The organism is Clostridium cibarium, from assembly GCF_014836335.1.
Lineage (GTDB): Bacteria > Bacillota > Clostridia > Clostridiales > Clostridiaceae > Clostridium > Clostridium cibarium.
The window spans coordinates 42,066-59,241 of record NZ_JACSRA010000022.1 but is presented as its reverse complement, the minus strand read 5'-3'; the positions used below and the strand labels follow the sequence as shown (position 1 = coordinate 59,241).

The following is a 17,176-nucleotide window of genomic DNA, read 5'->3' as shown; positions in this document are numbered from 1 at the left end:
TTGGTTTTACTAAAACCTTGGCACTATTATATCTTTATAAAATTGATCGTAATATGATTTAAATCAAATTTTAAAATTTGATTTCAGTCATATTTTTATAAATTAAATAAGCATAGAATTAAGCCATGGCAAAACAAAATGCAAAAATTAATAAATTCAGGAGGAAAAAATAATGAATAATATTATGCTAAATAAAAATACTTATTGGATAGGTAAAGTAGATGATAGAGATGTGCCTTTCCACAGATTAACTTTAACTAAGGGGACTACATATAATAGTTACTTATTAATGACTGAAAAACCAACAGTAATTGATACAGTAGATATAAGTTTTGGGAAAGAATATGTTGAAAACTTAAAAAACATTATAGATCTTGACATGATTCAATATATTGTAATTAATCACACTGAACCTGACCATTCTGGTGCTCTTAGAGCTTTAGCTATGAAAGCTAAAAATGCTACTATTGTATGTACAAAAGTAGCTGTAGATGAACTAAAGGAAATGTACAAGCTTCATGATAGAGAATTTTTAGTAGTTAGAAATGGAGATTCATTAGATATAGGTGGTAAAACACTAAAATTTATTGAAACACCATATCTTCATACTGAAGAAACTATGATTACTTATTGTGAAGATGATAAAATTTTATTCCCTTGCGATATTTTTAGTACTCATATTGCTAATTATGAATATTTTAATGATTTATCAAAAGAAGATATAACAGATGACTTTGTTGGTTATTACAAATTAATAATGCATCCTCATAGAAGATATGTTCAAAATATGATTGATAAAATTAAAGATCTAGATATAGAAATGATAGCTCCATCTCATGGATTTATCCTTAGAGATAATGTTCAGAAGTTTATTGATATTTATGATAATATGAGTAAAAATTCTACAGCTAATAAAAAAGCCTTGATATTATACTCTACTATGAGTGGAAGAACTAAAAAGATGGCAACTATTATAAATGAAAAATTTAATGAACAAAACATAATTTCAGAAATTATTGATGTAAACAGGACTCCAAAAGAAGATATATTAAATCGTATTTCAGAATCAGATGCAATATTCTTTGGCAGCTCCACCAAATATGGAGATATGATTGGAAATATGGAAGATATTTTGAAAAATCTAAAATCATTAAATCTATCTTCAAAGATAGGTGCAGCTTTTGGTTCCTACGGTTGGAGTGGTGAAGCTATAGAAGTGATACAAGATTATCTAAATGAAACTAATATGAATGTGTTAACCACTTCTAACTGCGTTAAAGGTACTGGTATGACTGATATTGAATTTCCTATAAAGGTTAGATTTGAACCAGATGATAATCGCATTAAAAGTATTGAAAAGTCTATAACATATGCTACTGATTTATTGCTTAGCTCTATTTAAAATATAAATTTTTATATTAAGCACCTCAGATTTAGTTTATACTATCTTCTAAGGTGCTTTTAAATTTGAATTAATCTCTTATACTTCCTTTGAATATAATGCGGATGGATTTGGTGAAAGCATTACTAGACATGACATGTCACTATACCCCGTATTTTTTATACTAAACATTTCTTTGCCCTTGCAATGTATAACATCTCCTTGAAGAACCTTATAAGTTTTCCCCTCAACAACCATTTCTCCTTGGCCTACAAGGATATGAACAATAAGATCACTTTCTTCATGATTATGAGATGGAACTCCTTGATCTGGTTTAAAATTCAAAATGAAGCAAAGCACTTTGTCCTCATTGTAAAGTATCTTCTTTGTAAACTTTTCTTCGCTATACTCCATTTTTTCTGTTATTTTCTCTATTTTCATGGAACTCACTCCTTTTATGAAATTCTAAGCTTAAAATAAATTAAAAATCCTAAGTTCTTTATTCTCATAATATTATCTCCACTGAACTGGTTTTTAATTCTAAATTTTTAGAACCACCCGCGTAGCAGGTGGTATTCAAAATACAAAAATAAATCCTAGCTATAATAATACAGCTAGGATTCTCTATTTTAAATATATATATTGGATAGGGCTAATTTATTATGATTATCTAGTAATTAACTTCTATGCTTCCATGAACATTTTCATGTCATCTTCAACATTTGTAATTCCACCAATACCAAAGTTTTCAACTAGTACTTTAGCTACATTTGGTGAAAGGAATGCTGGAAGTGTTGGTCCTAAGTGAATATTCTTAACACCAAGGTATAATAATGATAATAATACTATTACAGCTTTTTGTTCATACCAAGCTATATTGTATGATATAGGTAATTTATTAACATCATCTAAACCAAATACTTCTTGTAATTTAAGAGCTATTACAACTAATGAGTATGAATCATTACATTGACCAGCATCTAATACTCTTGGAATTCCACCAATATCACCTAAGTTTAACTTATTGTACTTGTACTTAGCACAACCAGCAGTTAATATAACTGTATCCTTTGGTAATTTTTCTGCGAATTCAGTATAATAGTTTCTAGCCTTTGCTCTTCCATCACAACCTGCCATAACAAAGAATCTCTTTATTGCACCAGATTTAACAGCATCAACAACCTTGTCTGCTAACGCTAAAACTTGGTTATGTGCAAATCCACCAACGATTTGTCCATTTTCTATTTCCTTTGGAGCCTTACATTTCTTAGCTAATTCTATAATTGCTGTAAAGTCCTTGATTCCATCTTTATCTGCATCTATATGAGCACATCCTGGCATTCCAGTTGCCCCTGTTGTAAATAATCTATCTTTATATGAATCCTTTGGTATAACAACACAGTTTGTAGTCATTAAAATTGGTCCATTAAAGCTTTCAAATTCTTCTTTTTGTTTCCACCATGCATTACCATAGTTTCCTGCAAAGTGAGCATATTTTTTAAACTTAGGATAATATTGTCCAGCAAGCATTTCTCCATGAGTATAAACATCTACTCCTGTTCCTTCTGTTTGCTCTAGTAACATTTCTAAGTCTCTTAAATCATGTCCTGAAATTAATATTCCTGGATTTTTTCTAACTCCAATATCTACTGTGGTTATTTCTGGATTTCCGTAAGTTTCTGTATTAGCTTTATCTAAAAGAGCCATACCATCTACACCAAATTTTCCAGCTTCTAAAGCTAATGCTACTAAATCATCTACTGATAAAGTATCATCTAAAGTAGCTGCTAGTGCCTTTGCCATAAATCCATGTACTTCTTCATTATTATATTTTAAGTTCATAGCATGCTTCATATAAGCAGATAATCCCTTTAATCCATAAGTTATAAGTTCTCTTAAGCTTCTTACATCTTCATCTTTAGTTGCTAATACTCCTACAGTTTCAGCCTTTTTATCAAACTCTATTGTGTTGTCCGCTGTCCAAGTTACAGCATCTGGAGCTATAACTTCTTCATTACTCATTCCAAATACTTTCTTAAAGAAACCACCAGTTACCTTAACTTCTCCAACTTTTCCACCAGCTTTTATAACTTTGCTTTTTAATTCTTCTCTTAACTTTAGAGTTTCTTTTACTCTTTCTAATATAGAATCTCTGTCAAAGTTAGCATTAGTAATTGTAGTAAATAAGTTTTCTGTTATATACTTATCAACTTTATTATCTATAACTCCAACCTTTCTACCTTCATTACTAACCATAGCTAGTCCCTTAGATACATATACTAATAAGTCTTGAGCTTTAGCTACGCTTTCATCTTTACCACAAACTCCTCTTACAGTACATCCACTGCAACCAGCAGTTTCTTGACATTGATAACAAAACATTGACATATTTTTTCCTCCTACTTTATCTAAAAAAATTATTTTTCTAATTTCTTTCCTCGTTACAAGATAAAGTATACTTAATAACTCTGATTTATTCCGTAACAGGTGTTACAATCTTCTTAAAAATTTTCCTCTTCTAGTTAAATATAATTTTAAGATTAATATATAAACTTCTATATAATGGTGATATAATTATATTGTAATATATTGTTAATTTTTACACTTGGAGGTTATTATGAAGATAGGAGTAATTGCTGATATCCACGGGAACTATGATGCACTTATGACAGTTATAGTGGATATGCATAAAAATGATATTGATTCAGTTATTGTCCTTGGAGACATAATCTTTTCTGGGACAGAGCCACAGAAATGTTTTGAGAGAATTAAAATGATTAAACCAATTGTTTGGATTAAAGGTAATACAGATAATTGGTTTAATGAAATAAATGAAAATTTCAAACCTAAAAATGAACTTGAAAATAATATGTACAATAAATTTTTAGATGTAAATAGTAAGGTATCAAAAGAATTAATTGAGACTATTAAAACTTTAAAAGAAAAAGAAGAAACTACAATTAGAGGTGTTAAAATACTATGTGTTCATGGGTCAGATCGTAAGATTAATGAAGGAATTGGGATACTTACACCACAGGAAGATATTTCTGAGCTCTTTAATAGATTGAATCATGATATATTGCTTTGCGCCCATACTCATTCACCATTTATAGCAACTAAAAACGGAAAACTAATAATGAATGTAGGTAGTGTTGGTTTACCTAGTGATGAATCAAGAGCTTCATATGGTATATTAAAATTTGAAGATGATAACTTCGAATATTCTATACGAAAAATTAAAATATAAAATTATCTAAATCAATATAAAGTATCTGTAACATTCCATATAGAACTTTTATCAATATCATCAAATACTTTAAAACTACAAATCTACTTGTCTATTATATATATTTGTGTTAGCATTAATCAAAATAACTTAAAAGAATTAGGTGATACGATATGAAATTTAATAAAAAGGATATATTAATATTAGTAATACCAATAATTATAATAATTATTTCAACTCCTTTTTTACCTGATCAAATTCCTATGCAATGGAACTATAACGGTGATGTTAATTGGTATTTAAATAAAAGATTATCATTTTTATTAGGATTTATTCCTTTTATAGTTTATAAATCATATAAAGCAAAACGTGGCTATAAATAAACCAAAAATTTATTTATAGCCACATTAACTTTATGATGTATTTCCTAATTTTATTCAATCTACTTAGGGTAGAATGGATCACACTGATTTTTCTGTAAAACAATTTTTATTGTCAGTTAAAATTTAATCTTTTTACATCCAACTTAAAATTCCCCTGAATAGTATTTTTAGCAATAGGTATACTAAATTTAAAATGAATTTTTATAAAATACAAATTAAGGTGGTTAAGATGAAAACTTTTAAGAAATTCCTATCAATATTAATAATTGCTTTATTGTCCTTCTCATTTGCTTTTCCAAATAAGGCTATGGCACAAATCAATCCTTTCAATCCATTTAGGGAAGTTCCAATAAAAATAGCAGTTGTTATGTATGATGTCAATGAGCCATATCCTTCTCAGATTGTAAAATACCTGCAAGTAATTCAAGAAGAAAATAAAGATAAAGTACAGTTTACTTTTTTTAATTCCAATAATAACGAGAATTTAGAAACACAATTTATTAATTCTATTATCTCAAACGAACAATATAATCTTATACTGCTAGATTTAGTTAATATAAATTCTGTTGAAAATGTGATAAATAGAATTAAATCCAGCAATATTCCTGTAATTGTTTTTCACAGTGAACCATATAATATGGATGCTATAAAATCATATAATAAAGCTATTTTTATTGGTTCTAGTCCTGAAGAAGGTGGTATTCTTCAAGGAGAAATTCTTATTAATGAGTGGATTAAGCACAAAAATACTGTAGATCATAATAAAAATAATGTTATGGAATATATTCTTTTAAAAGGAAAACCAAACAGCTTAGACACCATTGGTAGATCAAAAGCTTCTGTTTCTACTATAGATGCTGCAGGCATAAAGACAAAAGAACTTTCATCAGTAATTTGCAATTGGGACAAAGAAGAAGGTAGAAAAGCTACTGAAGCTTTACTTTTGCAGTTTGGAGATAAGATTGAAGTTATTAACTCAAATAATGATTCAATGGCAATAGGTGCTATTGAAGCATTACAATCCTATGGCTTTAATAAAGAAGGCAGCTCTAGAACAATTCCAGTTGTTGGCGTAGATGGACTTCCTGAAGCTATTGAATTAATTGATAAAGGTATTATGACAAATACTGTTATACAAGATGCTAAAGGAACTGCAGAAGCTCTTTTTTATTGCGGAATGAATTTAGCTGAAAATAAAAAACCATTAGAAGGAACAAATTATACCTTTGATGATAGTGGTGTTGCTATTCGTATTCCTTATATGCTATATAAAGCATTAAACTAATTATCAATTAAAATTTATCTTCAATAAAACAACATAAATAAGATGATTTCCATGTTGTATAGAAATCATCTTATTATCTTTAATAGCTTCTTTATATAAGTTTTTTAATAAAGTTTTTACATTACTTTTCCTGGTAAAACTGCATCTAGTATCCCAATAACTAGCGCTGCCAATAAGGCACCTATTATTGATACACTCATGTTTGGTACTAAAAATTGTGCTAGATATATTATTATGGCAGATATTACAAATCCCTTTATACCTTTTCCAATAGGAGATGCATCAACTCCCATAAAACTTTCTGCAAAATAATCTAGAACTGTTATTACAACTGCAGCTATTAAGAAAGACCATAAGCCTTCAATTGTAAAACCTGGAGTCAAAAATGATGTTATTCCTAAAACAACAGCAACTAATACCAATCTTCCTAACCAACCAAAAAAACTACTATGTGCATGTCTGTCTGTCTGTTCTTTATGTACCATTGTTATTCCTCCCTTGCAGTTTTATTTACATGACTACATTTATAGTATGTACATTTTTTATTTATAATATGATATATTTAAAAAATAAAATTTTACTATGCTTACCGCATTTCTTAATAAGTAGAAAATATTATTATATTAATCTTGCTATATATACTACCACATATGAAAAAGGAATAAGCAACATAATAGCAGCAAAAGTACCTATAATTTTACTGCCAATCATAGCAAAAATGCATACACAAAAATCTTCTTCTGAGCATTTATTATCTATTACATCATCAGTCATAATTGATAACTGTGGATCAATAAATATTGACATTAGAATAACAGCTAAACCATTTATAATTGAAGATAAAGTAATACAAGTTGCTCTGAGTTCTGGTTCTAAGCTTCCTGCATAAATTGGTGCTAAAGATCCAGTCATTATCAATGATACAGATATTAAATTGTATAATGTCAGCCTTTTAGGTATTTTTTTGAAATTAATTTTTGTAATATCATTTTTTACTGGTATTGCAATGGAATCTCTCATATAATTAATTCCTGCTTTTGAAAAACCATATAAAACTAATTTTGAGATTGATTTATCTACAGAAAAACATAAAACGCATTTATAGAATACTTTGTGAAATGTGGGAATTAATAAAGCTGCAAAAACAGTAGCAATACCTGAAACAATAATTATTAAATTAAATATAGTTATTAAGTAGTCCCCTGATGATCTATACTCTACTAACTTCGTTAACATAGGTGTTTGGAATGTTACTGCTACTCTTGATACTAAAGATAATATATTAAATATAGCGAAAGTAAGTGCAATTTTACCTGTTCTAACACCAACTAATCTAGTTGAATAAGCTAATGTTCCTATTATTGCAATTATAAAATTTGATATCAAAATGATTATAATCTGAATACTCATCTCATCCCTCTAATCTGCTTTCATTTTCTTTAGAAGTTCATCTAAGTTAGCAAAAGAATCATATTTTCCCCTAGTAGCTATTTTATTCTTAATTCTTACTAAAAAATCTCTATTTAGTAATACAGCTTTTATCCCAAGTGTTTTAGCTCCATAACAATTTTTAGGGTTATCATCAATAAATACAACTTCTTCTGCTTTCATCTTAAGTTCATTAAGTGCAGTTTGATACATAAGTTTATTAGGTTTACTAACTCCTAATTTAGAAGAAATAATAAAAGATGAAAAGTAATTTCTTAAATTTGCATGCTTATACACTCCTTCAATAGATGGCCAAGCATCTGAAACTAAAGCTAATTTAATATTCTCACTTAATTTTGGTATAACTCTATAAACATCATCATAAAATTCATACTTTTTATAGTTATAAACCAAATCTTTAGTTAGTTTTGTTATTTCAGTATAAGTTAAATCTAGTTCTGGTAAATAGTCTGATATTATGTCAAAAAATTTATAAAAACAGTTGTATTCATCCTCTTCTCTTAAAATTAGAGTTTGTTTATCTAGATATTTCATTCCTTCATAAACAGCTTTTCTCTTCCTATATGCTTTTATCTTGTTAAACTTTTCTCTTTCTATAATTTCATAAAAATTAGGTGACATAAACCAATTCCCGCTTCTTGGATAATTTAGTACTCTTCCTGAATCAATTAATATTGCTTTTATCTTCTTATATTTATTCATTACTCAACCTTCTTCTAAAACATTCTATATATATGTTTCCTTGTTATGGTAATATAGGAAGTGTGAATGCTCAATAAATATATAGGAATATAAAATAAAATTGAAAATTCACTTATAAAAACTTGAATTATATTCAACTATCTGGAGATATATTAGATGATTAATCAATCACTTGATTTTAATGAAATAAAGATATTAAAAAATACTATATATGATGAAATATCCGTAAACTTTGTATATAATCTTAAAAAGTTAATACAGTTAGAAGGCACTCAGAAACAGTTATCTCAAAAAATAGGCATTTCTGAAGATCTACTTTCTAAATACAAATCAGGATCTACATTTCCAACCATAGAAACCCTTATATATATTTCTAAAATATACAAGATAAAATTAAATGATTTACTATATAGCAAACTAAAGATCAGCGATCTAGAATCAATAAATGCTTTTAAGAATTCTTTCCAGTATATTTTTAGGGAAAAATATTTTGTATATTTCCTTGTAACAAATAAACTTAAAGAAGGTACTATTCAGGAAGGTATTATTGAATTTCATGATGATGATGTATGCTTTAATATAATTCATGAAAATTCAATCATTAAAAGTTTTAAAGGTAATTATAAGACAACTGATAAGCTAATCTTCTTTGAACTTACAAGTGTAAAAGATGGAATATGTTACATAAATATGATTAAACCAAATGTTAACATGAAAAAGTATATTGGTGGAATTGCTATGATGCTACTTCCATCTCAAGCTAATAGTAAACCTTGCTGTCAAAAAATATTATTTTCAAAAGATAAGATAAATAGAGAGGAAAATTACGAAGAAATGTCTAGTATTCTTAACTTTAATACTAATGACAACACCTTTGGAAACATGAAAATTTCTATAAATGATGATGAAGATGCTTTTGATTTCATAACTTCTCTAGCTTCTACATAAAATTAATGGCAGTATCTTTTTTAGATACTGCCATTAGTAAAATCGTAAAATTATTAACACAAAACCCTTCAAAGTCGCAAGTTATCAGCATATTCTTAAGAATATAGGAATATCAGAATATTTCCATATTAGTCTTTACACTAAACTATAAAATATATTAAGAATAATACTGCTAAACAATACATAACTGGATGTATCTTTTTGTAATTTCCTTTAAAGACATTTAGTATAACATAAGTTAAAAATCCACATGCAATACCCTCACCTATGCTATAAGTTAATGGCATTAATATAATAGTTAAAAATGCTGGTATAGCTATTTCACTCTTATCCCAATCGATTTCCTTTAAAGTGCTACAAATTAATGATCCTACTATAATTAATGCAGGTGCAGTTACTTGTGTAGTAATAACAGTGAGTAATGGTGAGAAAAATAATGAAAGTAAAAATAAAATACCTACTACTACACTAGAAAACCCAGTTCTCGCTCCTACAGAAATTCCTGATAAAGATTCAACGTAAGCTGTTGTATTAGTAGTTCCAAACACTGAACCTATACAAGTTGCAACCGAATCAGCAAGCAATGCCTTTGATCCATTTTCTACTGAACCATCTTTTTTTAATAATCCCACCTTTGAACCTGCTGCCACTAATGTCCCAGCTGTATCAAAGAAATCCATAAATAATAATGTAAATACAACTAAAAGCATTTGTGGATTAAATACTTCACCTATATTTTCTACTGCTACTCCAAAAGTAGGTGCCATTGATGGTGGCATAGAAATTACTGCTGATGGAATTTCTATAAGACCAGTTATCATTCCTATAACCACAGTTAATATCATTCCAATAAATATTGCAATATTTGATCCTCTTACCATTAATATTGATATAACAATAACACCAAACACAGCTAATAAAACTGATGGATTTGTTAAATCCCCAAGCCCTACAAAAGTAGCGGGATTAGCTACTACAATTCCTGCATTTTTTAAACCGATAAATGCTATAAATAAACCAATTCCTGCACTTACCGCGAACTTAAGATTAGCTGGAATTGCTTTTATAATAATCTCTCTAAGACCTGTTGCTGAAATTAAGAAAAATATAATACCAGAAGCTAATACACCTGCTAAAGCTGTTTGCCAAGGAATATTCATTCCTATGCATACACTATATGTAAAAAATGCATTTAGTCCAAGACCTGGAGCTATAGCTAAAGGGAACTTTGCAAATGCTCCCATTATTAAAGTACCAACTGCTGCTGCCAAAGCTGTAGCTAAAAAAACACTTTCCTGCGGCAATCCTGCTTGAGCTAAAACACTTGGAATTAAAAACAAGGCGTAAGCCATAGTTAAAAATGTGGTTACCCCTCCAATTACTTCTGTTTTCAAATTTGTTTGTTTTTCTTTAAATTGAAAATAATTTGATATGAAATTCATTGTCATTCTCCTCTATGCTGTAGTATTGTAATCAAATTTTATCGCATGTTGAGGATAAAGATATGTATTAGACATATATTAAAATATATGAAAGTAGTAACATATCGTAGTCAAGTCATTTAAGGCAACTTGGTAGAAACTGTCGGACCGTATCTCCAACTTTATACGAAAATTATGATTACTTTTTGGGTTAGGGTTATATAATACTACATTTTCCTACACTTGTCTATGTTTCTATTATAATTTATGACTTTAATAACTATGCAAAATGATTTATTAAAATATTTTCACTAGTAAACATTATCACTTACACTTTTTTCTTAAACAATTTTCTAAATGGCACTGTAATACATTGAAAACTAAAATTTATTACCTTATGTATCTTAAAATGAGAATAGCAATTGCTAATAGCTGGATTACATATTCTTTTACATCCCCAGTTTTTAATAATTTCAATCCATATTTCTTTTTATATGGATAAAAAAATGGTACTCCTTTTATTGTAAGAGCATCAGCTAATAAATGTGAAGCATAACATATTCCCCAAACAAGAGCAACTGACTTATTAACATGATATAAGCCTACTGTAGATACTCCTAGTGCTACCAATGAATGAGTTATTGTTCTATGTTTTAATCTTAAATACTTATCCCAGTCTGGAGCAATTGCTCCTAAAACACCAAGAACACTTATTGGATTCTTCATTATTAGTGGAATTGTTGCTGCTAAGCCTATTGCTAAATGTGTTCTTTTTATCATTATTTTCTTCTCCTTAAATTTTTTGTGTTATTTTGTAAAAGATACTGTAATTTCATTTTATAAAATAACAGCACCTCTTGCAAACACACGTTCTTATATTATAACATTTTTTCTAAAGATTCAACAATTCATTTAGATTGCTGGTTTATTTAAATATTCTAAAATGTCTACAACATTTGATTTGTCTATTGCCGCTTTTGTTTCAGTTTCAGACATACCTATCTCTAATTTAGCATCACTTGCCTGTATATTAAGATCAATATAATCTGCTTGTTTATAAGCACTATTCCACTCATCTATAGCAGCATCAATATCATTAACAACTATATCAAATTTATTAAAATTAGTATCATTAATTGCAACTGAAACATCATTAATTGCTCTGTTAACATCATCTTCAAGCTTTTGCCACTCATTTAATATTAATTGAACATTAGATTCTAAAGCTTGAACTTCCTTAGCCATTGCTGTATAGTTTTTAGATATTATTTGAAATGCTGTAACATCAGCATTTATCCCAGTTATTTTACTACTAATTTCTTTGATTTTATCTTGTTCCTCTTTAATTTTTTTTGAATTCACTACAATAACATAAATAGCACCTGCAACTACTGGAGCTAAGAAAAACCAAGTAATTAACCCTAATGGCCCTGCAAAAAATACTGCTACAACACCAATGACTATTGCAGCACCAGCTGCTATAGCTGCAGCTACAATTTGTGCCGTTTGCCTGCTTATTTCATCTTGTAAATTTTGAATATCTTTATTTAACTGCTCTACTAATCCTTTATCTACACTTGCTTCTTCTACAGCCTTATCTGCGACAGCTTGCATATCCTTTGCCATTTGAGGCATATTCCCTTTAAAATCCTGTATGTTTTTTAGAGAATCTGCAATTTCTTCTGTAATATTATTCAATCTATCAGATACAGTATTTAAATCAATTAATAAAGCCTCTCTTCCTTATCAGTTGGATGAGTCACTAAATATTTTGCTTGCTTCCGAGCTGCTGTTAGTTCATGTAAAATGTGATTATTATGTTTTTTTACATTTCTAGGAGTAATTATTAAATCTTCATAAACATTTGCTTCCCAGTCTCTGGCTATAACCTTTGATCTTTGAAATGCTTTTACAAAATCATCATAACCTGGGGGATTATTATTGAATGCGTGAAGCTTTGTCTTTCTAACACCAACCATAAACCTAGTCACCATAATAACATTCTTTTTGTATTCATTTTCAGCTTCAATTAAAGATTTACTATTAAATTGAATTGCTTCTGAAATTAACATATATCTTTCTCCTTTATTATTTATATTTTACCTAAAACAATTAATACATTTATGTATATAATGTGTATTTTAATTCCTCAATATTCAATATTAATAAATACTTTTTGTAAAGAGTCTGATAAGCTATAATTAATAGGTAAAATATATTTAATTGGAGTTAAGGAGAGGACAATATGAAATATGATAGGATTATCATAAATGATATAGGAAAAGCTTCCGTTTGCCCTATTTGTAATAACGAGGACACTGATATAAAAGGTGATTACTGCCAAATTTGTGGTGCTTTCTTGAGAAATAAATGTACTAATCTTGATTGTGACATTGAGCTATCTGGAGACAGTAGATATTGTTCAATTTGTGGAGCTGAATCCACTTTTCATAAAGGAGGATTACTTAAAGATTGGACAGATAGCAAAGATAAATTTACTACTTCTACTCCACTTATAGACAATATAGATTTAGATAAGAAAACTGCTGATGAGAGCTTTATACCAAACTATTATTTAACAAAAGATAACTAAGTAAAATAACAAAAACTAGTAGAACGTTGTATTTGCTCTACTAGTCTTTTTCTATGTAGTAAAGAATTTATGTATATTAGACGGTTTTAAAAAATTTTAAATAACTTTGTTATTGTAGGCCTCTTTCATAACTTTCTACCATTCTTTTTACCATTTCTCCGCCTACACTACCATTTTGTCTTGAAGAAAGGTTTCCTTTGTCAATGCTTTCATAGTCTTGTAATCCTACTCCTGAAGCAACTTCAGTTTTTAATCTGTTTAACCCTTGTTTTGCTTCTGGTACTAAAGTTCTGTTTCTTCCACTATAATTTGATGCCATTTTTGTTACCTCCCTTAATAAATATAAATTTTGGTTACAGTTATATCTTAACCACAAGCAAAATTTATAATCTATTAAATTGTTAGCAAAAGTAGTATTCAAATGTTTTATTTCATATACTTAGACGAGAAACCTAATAATACTACTTTCATAAGTCTGCTGGATTTCTTATCAAAGTTTAACAGATTGCCCTCTAATTTATAATATTATATAAATATAAAAACTAGTAGAACAAATATAATAATTATTATAAATGCTCTACTAGCCTTTTCTCATTAGAGAGGAATTATGTCACTATTTTAAAAATGGCTTACTACATTTTTGATGCCTATATTATTTATAGACCTCTTTCATAACTTTCTACCATTCTTTTTACCATTTCTCCACCTACACTACCGTTTTGTCTTGAAGAAAGGTTTCCTTTGTCAATGTTTTCGTAGTCTTGTAATCCTACTTCTGAAGCAACTTCAGTTTTTAATCTGTTTAATCCTTGTTTTGCTTCTGGTACTAAAGTTCTGTTTCTTCCACTATTATTTGATGCCATCTTAGTTTCCTCCCTTAATATATAGTATTTTGCCTTTGCAAATGTTAAATTTGCTTGGCACTATTATATTAACCATCATTAGAAATATTAATCCAATTAAATGTTGGTAAAGATAGCATTCTATTGTTCTATTGTAAAACTAACGATAAATTCCAATATCTTTTCTGCAATAGCTATTTTTAAAATTTACAAGTTCAACATTTCTATATGCAACTTCCCTAGCTTCTTCTAATGTTTTACCTGAACCAACAACAGAAAGAACTCTTCCTCCATTAGTTTTAAGTTTTCCATCTTCTAGCTTAGCTCCTGCTAAAAATACATTATCCTTAACACCTTGATCTATAGTTATTTCATAACCTTTTTCAAAGCTTCCTGGATAACCTTTTGATGCAAGAACAACATTTATACAAACTTCATCTCTCCACTTTACAGTAGTTTCACTTAATTTTTCATCCATTGCTGCTTCAATTACTTCAAACAAATCACTTTCCATTAAACTTAATACTGATTGCGTTTCAGGATCACCCATTCTTACATTATATTCAAGTAAGTATGTTCCTTTATTCGTAATCATAAGTCCAAAGAATATAATTCCTTTAAAGTCAAACTTTTCAGCTTGAATTCCTTCTAGAGTCTTAGCCATTATATTATCTTCAAATTCTTTCATAACTTCATTGGTTACATATGGATTTGGTGCTAAAACTCCCATTCCACCTGTATTTGGTCCCTTACCACCATCAAAAATTTGCTTATGGTCCTTAGCTGATATAAATGGTATTATTGTCTTTCCATCTGTAATAGAAAGAATTGAAGCTTCAACTCCATATAAAAATTCTTCTATAACAACCTTTTGTCCAGCACCTTTAAATATATCATCTATCATATAAGAATTTAATGCTTCTTTAGCATCCTCTTTTGTTTCACAAATTGCAACACCTTTTCCTGCCGCTAGTCCATCAGCCTTGATAACTACTGGATATGTGCAATTTTCTATATATTCTAAAGCCGGTTCTACTTCTGTGAACACTTCGTATTCAGCAGTTTTTACTCCATACTTTTTCATAAATTCCTTAGAAAAACTTTTACTTCCTTCAAGCTGAGCTCCAGCCTTATCAGGTCCAAATATTCTAAGATTTTCAGCTTTAAATTTATCTGTAATCCCCTTAGTTAATGGATCTTCAGGACCTACTACAGTAAGGTAAATATCATTTTCTTTAACGAATTTAACTAATTCATCAAAATCTGTTATATTAATATTTTTACATTTATTTTCTACAGCAGTTCCACCATTACCTGGGGCTACATATATCTTCTCAACCTTTGGGCTCTTTGAAAGTTTCCAAGCTATTGCATGTTCTCTTCCTCCAGAACCAATTAAAAGTAGTTTCATAAAATATCCTCCAAACTTTTAGTGTTTAAAGTGTCTAAGTCCAGTAAATACCATAGCTATACCATGTTCATTACAAGCATCTATAGACTCTTGATCTCTCATAGATCCACCTGGCTGAATAATTGCCTTAATTCCAGCTTTAGCAGCTTGATCTACTACATCTCTAAATGGGAAAAATGCATCAGAGGCTAATATAGTAGCTCCAACCCCTCTTTTTAGAGCATCTTCTGTTGGCCATATTCTATTAACTTGACCTCCGCCAATTCCAAGCGCTACAGAGTCTTTAGCAACAACAATTGCATTGGATTTAACATATTTAACAACCTTCATTCCAAATAGTAAATCCTTCATCTCTTCGTCAGTTGGTTTCTTTTCAGTCACAACTTCTATTTTCTCTAAAAGCTTTTTATCTTCTTCTTGTACTAAGATACCTCCATCAACAGTTACCATATACTTTTCATCTTGGGGCGTTTTACTAACTCTTAATACTCTTAAATTCTTTTTAGTTTTTAATACTTCAAGTGCATCTTCATCATAATCTGGAGCTGCAATTACCTCCAAGAATATCTTAACCATTTCTTCTGCAGTTTTCTTATCAACCTTTCTATTGAAGGCAACTATTCCACCAAATATTGAAGTAGGATCAACCTTATAAGCCTTCATATAAGCTTCATATGGATTTTCTCCAATAGCAACACCACATGGAGTGTTATGTTTTAAAGCACAACATGATGGTTCTTCAAATTCATTTGCACATTTCCATGCTATATCCATATCTTTAAAGTTATTATAAGATAATTCTTTACCATTTAATATATCTATGCTATTCATAGCTCCTTCTACTGTTGTTGACTGATAGAAAGCAGCACTTTGATGAGAATTTTCACCATATCTTAAACCTTGCTTTTTCTTAAATGAAACTGAAAGATATTCAGGATATTCTTCTTCTCCTTCTAACATAAAATTAGAAATAGCAGCATCATATGCGCTCATAAGATTAAATACCTTACCTGCCAATCTCTTTTTAGTCTTTAATGAAACTTCTCCTGATTTCATTTCATCCATAACAACAGCATAATCCTTTTTGTCTGATATAACTACTACATCTTGAAAGTTTTTAGCTGCTGCTCTAAGCATTGTTGGACCACCAATATCAATAAATTCAACCTTTTCTTGAAAGCTTAGATCTTCCTTTACCTTTTCAAAAAATGGATAAAGGTTAACTACAACATAATCTATTGTGTGTATTTCTCTTGATTTCAAAGTATCCATATGTTCTTTATTATCTCTTATAGCCAGTATTCCAGCATGTACAAGTGGATGTAAAGTCTTAACTCTTCCATCTAGCATTTCCGGAAAATTTGTAACCTCATTAACTTCTATTACATCTACTCCATTTTCCTTTAGATGCTTATATGTACCACCTGTTGATATTATTTCAACATCTTGTGATACTAAAAATTTTGCAAAGTCTAATACTCCTTCTTTATCAAATACACTAATTAAAGCTCTTTTTTTCAAAATAAAGGCCTCCT

19 protein-coding genes and 1 riboswitch are annotated in these 17,176 nt (G+C 29.1%); of the genes, 6 read left to right on the top strand and 13 right to left on the bottom strand.

All coding sequences use genetic code 11. From position 1 onward, the window contains the following. Positions 1–169: 169 nt before the first annotated feature. Positions 170–1,402 (top strand): FprA family A-type flavoprotein, encoded by a 1,233-nt coding sequence (locus tag H9661_RS13350; RefSeq protein ID WP_423738988.1) that lies wholly within the window; start codon positions 170–172, stop codon positions 1,400–1,402. A 78-nt stretch (positions 1,403–1,480) separates the two neighbouring features. Here H9661_RS13350 and H9661_RS13345 read toward each other — a convergent pair whose 3' ends face one another. Next, positions 1,481–1,822, bottom strand: coding sequence for a cupin domain-containing protein (locus H9661_RS13345; protein ID WP_143315281.1), 342 nt, complete (start codon positions 1,820–1,822; stop codon positions 1,481–1,483). Between the two features lie 243 nt (positions 1,823–2,065). Next, entirely contained in the window at positions 2,066–3,769 is a 1,704-nt protein-coding gene (gene hcp / locus H9661_RS13340) for a hydroxylamine reductase (RefSeq protein WP_143315283.1), read from the bottom strand. Between the two features lie 229 nt (positions 3,770–3,998). On the opposite strand from hcp, the gene H9661_RS13335 reads away from it, so the two are divergent. The 3 genes from H9661_RS13335 (at position 3,999) to H9661_RS13325 (ending at position 6,275) form a co-directional block, all read left to right on the top strand. Continuing rightward, a complete protein-coding gene (locus H9661_RS13335) occupies positions 3,999–4,628 on the top strand; it encodes a metallophosphoesterase family protein (RefSeq protein WP_143315284.1) in 630 nt (209 codons plus the stop codon). Positions 4,629–4,780: 152 nt separating this feature from the next. Continuing rightward, positions 4,781–4,990, top strand: coding sequence for a DUF1648 domain-containing protein (locus tag H9661_RS13330; protein ID WP_143315286.1), 210 nt, complete (start codon positions 4,781–4,783; stop codon positions 4,988–4,990). 229 nt (positions 4,991–5,219) lie between these two features. Continuing rightward, complete coding sequence (locus tag H9661_RS13325) at positions 5,220–6,275, top strand: galactose ABC transporter substrate-binding protein (RefSeq protein WP_143315287.1); 1,056 nt, start codon at positions 5,220–5,222, stop codon at positions 6,273–6,275. 116 nt (positions 6,276–6,391) lie between these two features. On the opposite strand, the gene H9661_RS13320 is transcribed toward H9661_RS13325, so the two are convergent. From H9661_RS13320 to H9661_RS13310, 3 genes are all read right to left on the bottom strand, one after another. Next, positions 6,392–6,760 (bottom strand): phage holin family protein, encoded by a 369-nt coding sequence (locus H9661_RS13320; protein WP_143315288.1) that lies wholly within the window; start codon positions 6,758–6,760, stop codon positions 6,392–6,394. Positions 6,761–6,893: 133 nt separating this feature from the next. Further along, the gene (locus H9661_RS13315) at positions 6,894–7,685 is read right to left on the bottom strand and encodes a lipid II flippase family protein (protein ID WP_191769299.1); all 792 of its coding nucleotides are present in this window, start codon (positions 7,683–7,685) and stop codon (positions 6,894–6,896) included. A 9-nt stretch (positions 7,686–7,694) separates the two neighbouring features. Beyond that, positions 7,695–8,426 carry an HAD family hydrolase gene (locus tag H9661_RS13310; RefSeq protein ID WP_191769297.1) on the bottom strand — a complete coding sequence of 244 codons (732 nt, stop codon included), beginning with the start codon at positions 8,424–8,426 and terminating at the stop codon, positions 7,695–7,697. A gap of 156 nt (positions 8,427–8,582) precedes the next feature. Between H9661_RS13310 and H9661_RS13305 the strand changes: the two genes are divergently transcribed. Then, positions 8,583–9,374: a helix-turn-helix domain-containing protein gene (locus tag H9661_RS13305; RefSeq protein WP_191769296.1), complete on the top strand. Its 792-nt coding sequence runs from the start codon at positions 8,583–8,585 to the stop codon at positions 9,372–9,374. Between the two features lie 140 nt (positions 9,375–9,514). Here the strand turns inward: H9661_RS13305 and H9661_RS13300 are convergent, their stop codons facing one another. From H9661_RS13300 to H9661_RS13285, 4 genes are all read right to left on the bottom strand, one after another. Beyond that, the gene (locus H9661_RS13300; protein WP_341480428.1) at positions 9,515–10,816 is read right to left on the bottom strand and encodes an NCS2 family permease; all 1,302 of its coding nucleotides are present in this window, start codon (positions 10,814–10,816) and stop codon (positions 9,515–9,517) included. A gap of 87 nt (positions 10,817–10,903) precedes the next feature. Next, positions 10,904–11,005: riboswitch (purine riboswitch) on the bottom strand. A 180-nt stretch (positions 11,006–11,185) separates the two neighbouring features. After that, the gene (locus H9661_RS13295) at positions 11,186–11,575 is read right to left on the bottom strand and encodes a metal-dependent hydrolase (RefSeq protein WP_143315294.1); all 390 of its coding nucleotides are present in this window, start codon (positions 11,573–11,575) and stop codon (positions 11,186–11,188) included. A gap of 132 nt (positions 11,576–11,707) precedes the next feature. Then, complete coding sequence (locus tag H9661_RS13290; RefSeq protein WP_191769294.1) at positions 11,708–12,421, bottom strand: hypothetical protein; 714 nt, start codon at positions 12,419–12,421, stop codon at positions 11,708–11,710. A 98-nt stretch (positions 12,422–12,519) separates the two neighbouring features. After that, positions 12,520–12,867: a hypothetical protein gene (locus H9661_RS13285; RefSeq protein WP_191769292.1), complete on the bottom strand. Its 348-nt coding sequence runs from the start codon at positions 12,865–12,867 to the stop codon at positions 12,520–12,522. Between the two features lie 173 nt (positions 12,868–13,040). Here H9661_RS13285 and H9661_RS13280 point away from each other — a divergent pair, with 173 nt between their 5' ends. Next, positions 13,041–13,388 (top strand): hypothetical protein, encoded by a 348-nt coding sequence (locus tag H9661_RS13280; protein WP_143315297.1) that lies wholly within the window; start codon positions 13,041–13,043, stop codon positions 13,386–13,388. A gap of 109 nt (positions 13,389–13,497) precedes the next feature. Here H9661_RS13280 and H9661_RS13275 read toward each other — a convergent pair whose 3' ends face one another. The 4 genes from H9661_RS13275 to purH all read right to left on the bottom strand — a co-directional run bounded on the left by H9661_RS13275 (position 13,498) and on the right by purH (position 17,162). After that, positions 13,498–13,707, bottom strand: coding sequence for an alpha/beta-type small acid-soluble spore protein (locus H9661_RS13275; protein WP_143315298.1), 210 nt, complete (start codon positions 13,705–13,707; stop codon positions 13,498–13,500). A 337-nt stretch (positions 13,708–14,044) separates the two neighbouring features. Next, on the bottom strand, positions 14,045–14,251 hold the full coding sequence (locus tag H9661_RS13270) for an alpha/beta-type small acid-soluble spore protein (RefSeq protein WP_143315300.1): 207 nt from the start codon (positions 14,249–14,251) through the stop codon (positions 14,045–14,047). Positions 14,252–14,390: 139 nt separating this feature from the next. Next, positions 14,391–15,641, bottom strand: a complete 1,251-nt coding sequence (gene purD, locus H9661_RS13265; protein ID WP_191769290.1) for a phosphoribosylamine--glycine ligase — start codon at positions 15,639–15,641, stop codon at positions 14,391–14,393. Positions 15,642–15,659: 18 nt separating this feature from the next. Next, positions 15,660–17,162, bottom strand: a complete 1,503-nt coding sequence (purH, locus tag H9661_RS13260) for a bifunctional phosphoribosylaminoimidazolecarboxamide formyltransferase/IMP cyclohydrolase (RefSeq protein WP_143315303.1) — start codon at positions 17,160–17,162, stop codon at positions 15,660–15,662. Between the last annotated feature and the right edge of the window lie 14 nt (positions 17,163–17,176).